The sequence below is a fragment of the Phenylobacterium sp. genome (assembly GCF_044236515.1).
Taxonomy (GTDB): domain Bacteria; phylum Pseudomonadota; class Alphaproteobacteria; order Caulobacterales; family Caulobacteraceae; genus Phenylobacterium.
On the sequence record NZ_JBIIGK010000165.1, the window covers coordinates 1 to 5971 of the forward strand.

General features: G+C 71.9%; 5 protein-coding genes. 3 read left to right on the forward strand and 2 right to left on the reverse strand.

Features of this window, described 5'->3' with window-relative positions:
• From ACILRF_RS13780 to ACILRF_RS13790, 3 genes are all read left to right on the forward strand, one after another.
• Window positions 1-707 (forward strand): glycosyltransferase family 2 protein (locus ACILRF_RS13780; RefSeq protein WP_395673839.1); only part of this gene is annotated, 707 nt, incomplete at its 5' end.
• Complete coding sequence (locus tag ACILRF_RS13785) at window positions 704-1072, forward strand: DMT family transporter (protein ID WP_395673841.1); 369 nt, start codon at window positions 704-706, stop codon at window positions 1070-1072. The genes ACILRF_RS13780 and ACILRF_RS13785, both read left to right, overlap by 4 nt.
• Window positions 1069-2457 (forward strand): hypothetical protein, encoded by a 1389-nt coding sequence (locus tag ACILRF_RS13790; protein WP_395673843.1) that lies wholly within the window; start codon window positions 1069-1071, stop codon window positions 2455-2457. Before ACILRF_RS13785 ends, ACILRF_RS13790 begins: the two co-directional genes overlap by 4 nt.
• Here ACILRF_RS13790 and ACILRF_RS13795 read toward each other — a convergent pair.
• Together ACILRF_RS13795 and ACILRF_RS13800 are read right to left on the reverse strand one after the other, a co-directional pair.
• A complete protein-coding gene (locus ACILRF_RS13795) occupies window positions 2454-4715 on the reverse strand; it encodes a glycosyltransferase family 4 protein (RefSeq protein ID WP_395673845.1) in 2262 nt (753 codons plus the stop codon). The two genes, ACILRF_RS13790 and ACILRF_RS13795, sit on opposite strands and share 4 nt — an antisense overlap.
• Window positions 4716-4731: 16 nt before the next feature.
• Window positions 4732-5817, reverse strand: coding sequence for a sulfotransferase family protein (locus ACILRF_RS13800; RefSeq protein ID WP_395673847.1), 1086 nt, complete (start codon window positions 5815-5817; stop codon window positions 4732-4734).
• Between the last annotated feature and the right edge of the window lie 154 nt (window positions 5818-5971).

Below are 5971 nucleotides of genomic sequence, written 5' to 3' on the forward strand. Positions count from 1 at the left end.
ACCTCGGCTACATGGCCCACCTCGTCGCCCCGATCCTGCTCGGCGAGGCGGACTACACCAAGGGCAACCGCTTCACCTCGATCAGCCACCTTCGCGCCATGCCGGGCGTGCGGGTGTTCGGCAACGCTGCGCTCAGCTTCGCGGCCAAGCTGTCGACCGGCTATTGGAACATCTTCGACCCAACCAACGGCTACACTGCGATCGAGGCCAACGTCGCTCTGCGGGCGATGGAGAAGCAGGTCTCCAAGCGGTTCTTCTTCGAGACCGACCTGCTGTATCACCTCGGCGCGCTGCGCGCGGTGGTCCGCGACGTGCCGATGCCCTCGCGCTACGCCGACGAGGTCTCGAACCTGCGGATCGGGGCGATCATCGGGCCGTTCGCCTTCAAGCACCTGCGCAACTTCGTCCAACGGATACTCGGCCAGTACTTCGTCCGCGACTTCCACGCCGCGAGCCTGGAGCTGGTGTTCGGCCTCGCCAGCGTGCTGTTCGGCGTCGGCTATTCCCTGCACTATCTGGCCAACCGCGAGCCGGGCCAGGTCGCCTCGGCCGGCGTCGTGATGGCCGCCGCCCTGCCGATTATCCTCGGCGCCCAGTTCCTGCTTCAGGCGATGAACTTCGACGTGCTGAATGTGCCATCCCGGCCGATCCATCCCTACCTGCGGACGATCGCCCGTATGGAGCAGGACGAGGAGCGGTCCCGGTGACGCCCAAGGACATCGCCCTCTGCAGCGTCTTCGCCGTCGCCCTGCCACTCGGCCAGGCGATGTTCAAATGGGGCGCGATCTATAACGAGCGGCTGAGCGGTCCCTTCCTGCTGCGGGTGATCCAGAACTGGCCGCTGCTCGGGGCGTTCGCGTGGTACGGGCTCACCGCCTTGCTGTGGTTCTACGTCCTGACGCGCGTGCCGCTGTCCACGGCCTACGCCTTCTCGCTGATCGGCTCGTGCCTGGTGCCGATCATCGGCTGGCTGGTGTTCAAGGAACAGCCGAACTGGTCGATGGCCGCCGGCTACGTCCTGATGTTCGCCGGCCTGTTCCTGATCGTCGGCCGGGGCGAGGCCAGCGCGTGAGCCCCTCTGCCGACGCACCCTCGGCCAAGGCGGTCCGCTGGACCGTCATCGCCGGCTACCTGCTGATGCTGGCGGCGAACCTGCCCGGCCACCTTTCCGTTGATCCGGTGCTCTCGCTCTACGAGGGCCGCTTCCACGAGCGGATCACCTGGGGCCCGCCGTTCCACGCCTGGCTGCTCGGCGTGTTCGACGAGTTGCTGGCCGGCACCTCGCTCTATGTCATGGCCAGCGGCCTCATGCTGTTCGGCGGCTGGCTGTGGCTGGTCCGCATGACCGGCCGGCCGTCCTGGCTGGCGGTCCCCGTCGCCGCCGCCATCGTCCTTACGCCGAACATCCTCATCTACCAGGGCATCGTCTGGAAGGACGTGTTCTTCGCCAACAGCGCGACGCTCGGCTTCATCCTGCTGATCGCCGCGGCGCGCGGCTTCGAGGCGGGACGCAAGCCCGTGCTGGCGCTCGCCGGCGCGGCCCTGATGTTCGCCATGGCCGCCCTCGTCCGCCAGAACGGCCTGATCGCCTGGCTGCCCGCCGCCGCCGCCGTCGCCTGGGCGGCCAGAGCTCCGAAAAGTGGCGACCGGCGCTGGATCACACCCCTCGCCTGGGCGGGCGGCTGGCTCGCCGTCGTCTATGTCGTCGCCAAGATGCTATCGGCGATCGCCGTGCCCGCTGCGGCCGGCGAGGACGTTTCGGTCTCCCGCGGCGTGCGGATCGTTCAACACTACGACATCGCCGGCGCGCTGGCGCTCGACCCGACCCTGCCGCTGCGCCACATCGACCGCGTCGATCCCGCCGCCGACGACATCCTGCGCGCTCGCGCCGGCCGGGTGTGGTCGCCCGAACGGGTCGACCACTTCGCCGCGGACGAGGCCGTCGGCCAGACTTTCTGGAAGCTGCCGGACGCCGCCGTCCGCGCGGAATGGCTGCAGCTGATCACCGAACATCCAGGCATCTATCTGAAGACCCGCCTCGCCGACTTCCGCTGGGTGCTGGCGACCCCCGACATCGACAGGTGCCTGCCGGTCCACGTCGGCATCGACGGCCCGCCTCAGCACATGGCGCGGCTCGGCATGGTCGCCCAGCGTGATGGCGCCGACGACCAGCTCTACAACTATGTCACCTGGTTCCTCGACACGCCGGTGATGTCGCACGTCGCCTACCTGGTGCTGGCGGTCCTGGTGGCCGGCGCTCTGGCCCTTCGCCGTCGCGCCGCCGATATGCCGATGATCGGCCTCCAGCTCGCCGCCGTCGGCTTCGCCGCCAGCTTCCTGGTGATCTCGATCGCCTGCGACTACCGCTACCTCTACTTCCTCGACGTCGCGGCGCTGACCGGCCTCTTCTACCTGTCCCTCGATCCCGCCGTCTGGCGCCGCCGCGGCCGACGCTAGCCGCGCATCAGGGCTTCGAGGGCGGCCCGGGCCCGCGCTCCCACGGCGGCGTAGGAAAAGTGCTCGGCCATGTGCCGCCGGGCCCGCTCGCCCATCGCCGCCGCCGCGCCGGGATCGTCCACCAGGCCGGCGATCAGCCGCGCCGCATGCTCCACCGACGGCTCGGCCCAGACCTGGCCGTCGCCGTGCGGATAGGCTCCTCTGGCGACCGGGATGAGCTCGTAGTCGACCTTCAGACTGGTCCCCTCGGCCATGTAGTCGACGTTGCCGGAATAGCCTGTGGCGACCGCCGCCCGGCCCAGCGCCATCGCCTGCGCCGGCCCGAAGCCGAAGCCTTCCGCCCGGTGCAGCGAGACAAAGGCGTCGCAAAGCGCCACGAGGTTGAGGATCTCGCTGTCGCTGAAGTCGCCCTCCAGCACCTGCACCCGCTCGCCCAGCGCCGCGACCCGCGCGTCGAAGGCCGACCGCGCCGCCGCCTGGGCCGGGGCGCCGCGCACCTTGATCACCGTGTGGACGTCCGCCCCAGGGCGCATCTGCGCCAGCCGCTCGACCGCCGCCAACACTGCGTCAGGGTTCTTGCGCGAGGCGAACGAGGCGAAGTCGAAGAAGAACAGCACCACGAACGGCGTCTCGGGGATGTCGAACCAGCTCCGGCCGAAGCTTTGGGTTAGGCGCGGCTCGACCGCCAGCGGCACGACCTCCACCGCCTTTCCCGTCGCCTCGGCGATGGCGCCCCGCACGAAGGCGCTCGGCGCCCAGACGCCGTCGAAGCCGGCCACGGCCCGCGCGAACGGCGCCGGATAACGGCCCAGCTCCCACGCCGGGAAGATGACGTTGCGCCCCGCGGCGACCGTCTCCCGGCCCAGCCGCCCGACCACCCGCTCGATCTCGTCGGCATTGACGCAGAACAGGTTCAGCGCGCCCGGCGCCGCAACCTGCCGGTCGGCCAGCGGCGCGAGGTCGGGATCGCCACGGGTCCCGGCCCCCTCGACGTCCAGCAGCCTGACGTCGACGCCCGCCGCCTCCAGCGCCTGCAAGGTCACCCGCAGGTGTTCGCCCATGCCGGTCGGGCTGAACGGATAGCCGATGAGGGTGACCGGCGGCAGGCCCGTCGATCGCGGCGCCGGGGCAGGGCCGAACCGGCTGGCGACGGGCGAGGGGGCCGTTTGCGTCGGGACCGGCCGCATCCCCTGCCGCGGCGCCTCGCGCGCCGCCAGCTCCAGCGCGCTGCGCGGCGTCTCGGCGAACCGCGGGTTGGCCGCGAACCATCCGGCCTCGTTGAACCCAGGCGCCGGCGATAGCCCGAGGAACGTCCCCTCGGTCACATAGTGCAGCAGCGGATTGGCCCGCGCCGCCTCCCCGGCCTCGGCGAAATAGTGGGCCGGATCGAACCGCGGCGCCGGGTTGCGTTCCAGCCGGGTGTGGGACGCCAGGAAGCGGCTCAGCGGATCGCGCCCCGCGCCCGGCCGGCGCGGCGTCGCGTCCCAATGCGCCGTATCGAACAGCGGGTGCGGATCGGCGCCCTGTTCGGCGCCGATCCGGACGTAGTGCAGTAGCGGCGCGATCCCCGCCTCCGCCGCGCCGCGCGTCCGCTGCAGGTACCAGGCGCCGGCGAACAGCGGGTGCGGGTCCAGCCCTTCGCGCCAGCCCTGCCGCAGATAGTGGACCAGCGGGTCCTCGCCGTTCTGCGCCACGGCCTCGCACTGGCCGACGTACCAGCGCAGGTCGAACAGCGGATGCGGGTCCGCCCCCGCCGCCGCGCCGCCGAACAGATAGCGCTGCAGCGGCGTCAGGCGCGGCGCGCCGCCGCGGAACCTCGCCGGGTCGAACAGCGGATGCGGGCTTTTGCCCTCCAGCGCGCCGAGCACCAGATAGTGGGCCAGCGGCGCCCAGCGGCCGCCGGCCAGGCCCGGCGCCTGGGACAGGTACCAGCCCTGGTCGAACAGCGCCCTGGGCTGGGCCTTGGGGTCGGAACCGGCCTGCACATAGGCCGCCAGGCCGTCCGGCTCGCCGCCGAGGCTGTCCAGCGCCACGTCGAGGTCGCCGTTCCATAGTCCGGAGAGGGCGATCAGCGCCGCCCGGCCCGGCCACTTGCCGCGGGCCAGCAGACGCCCCAGCGCCGGCGGCGCCACGGTCAGGTCGCGCGAGCCGTACCGGCGGCGGTTGGCGACCTGGAAACGCGCCCAGCGGTCGGCCGCGAGCTGGCGCCGTTCCTCATGCGCGGCCCGGCGACGGGCGATGATGTCCGCGCCGCTCATCGGCCTGCGGCGCCGCTCAGGCCTCGGCCAGCAGGCCGTCGAGCCGCGCCGACAGGGCCTGCCATTGCCCCTGCAGCGCGCTCAGCTCGGCGGCGTCCTGTCGCCAGCCGGCCTCCAGCACCTGACGGTCGCGGGCCATCTCCGCCCGCAGGTCGGCGATTTGCGCCGCCAGCGCGTCGCGCACCTCGCGAAGCTCGCTGCGCACGGCGTCGAGGTCGCGGGAGGTCGGCGAGACCAGCACCCCGACCTCCCGCCGCCGACGCTCCAGCTCCGCGCCGGCCGCCTCGAGGGGGCCGCGGTCCGGCGCCTCCCCGGCCGCCGCCGCCTCGAACCAGTCCAGCACCGCCTGGGCGATCTCGCCGGCCCACCCCAGTGCCGCCAGGCCGTCGCCGGCCGCGTTGTGGCGCAGGTCCGCCGTCAGGAACTTGTCGATCTCTGCGCTCGCCGCCCTGGTCAGTGCGGGCAGCGGGGCGCCGTGGGCCGTCTCGATCCGCGCCGCCTCAGCCCGCCAGTCGCTCAGCAGGGCGTCATAGCCGACGAAGGCGCGCGGCAGGTCGCGGGTATAGGCCTCCGCGGCCAACATGTAGGCGCTCCACAGCAGCACCGATTTCTCCGGCGCGAAGCCGTCGCGGCGGCTCAGCGATCCGGCCACCGCCAGCGGATGGCGCACCGGGATCACGCACCGCGCGGCGATCCCCAGGTCCTCCAGCACCGTCCGCCAGAACGGCAGCAGCACCGTGACGCGGGGGTCCTTCAGCAGCGGGAACTCAGCCGGGCCGTATTCGGCTTCGAACAGATCGATGGCCTCGGTCAGCCAGCCGCGCTCGTCCTTGCGGGCCAACGGACGGTGCGGAAAGGCGAAGACGTCGTCCCAGGCCCCGCCGCCGGCCCGCAGGCACCGGTCGTTGAACTGGGCGATCCGCCACGGCTCGAAATAGCCCTTCGCATTGTGCTCGTCGCCCGGCATCACGTGCTCGGGCAGGTTGGCTCCCGCCAGCGCCAGAAGCTGGGTCACGGCCGAGGTGCCGGAGCGGTGCATTCCCAGGACCAGATAGGCGGTGCGGTCCCTGGCTCGGCGGTCGGCGGGCGGCGGCGTGGTCATCCTTCATCCGGGTGCGTGAGGCCGTCCGGATAGGCGGTGCGGCGGTTGCGTGTGGAGTCCTTCTGTTGCACAGAAGCCCCCATCGCCGTGAAGGGAAAATGCGCCGAATGGCCCGGGAGGCCCCAAGTCACGAGGTCGACCGTCACGAGCTCTA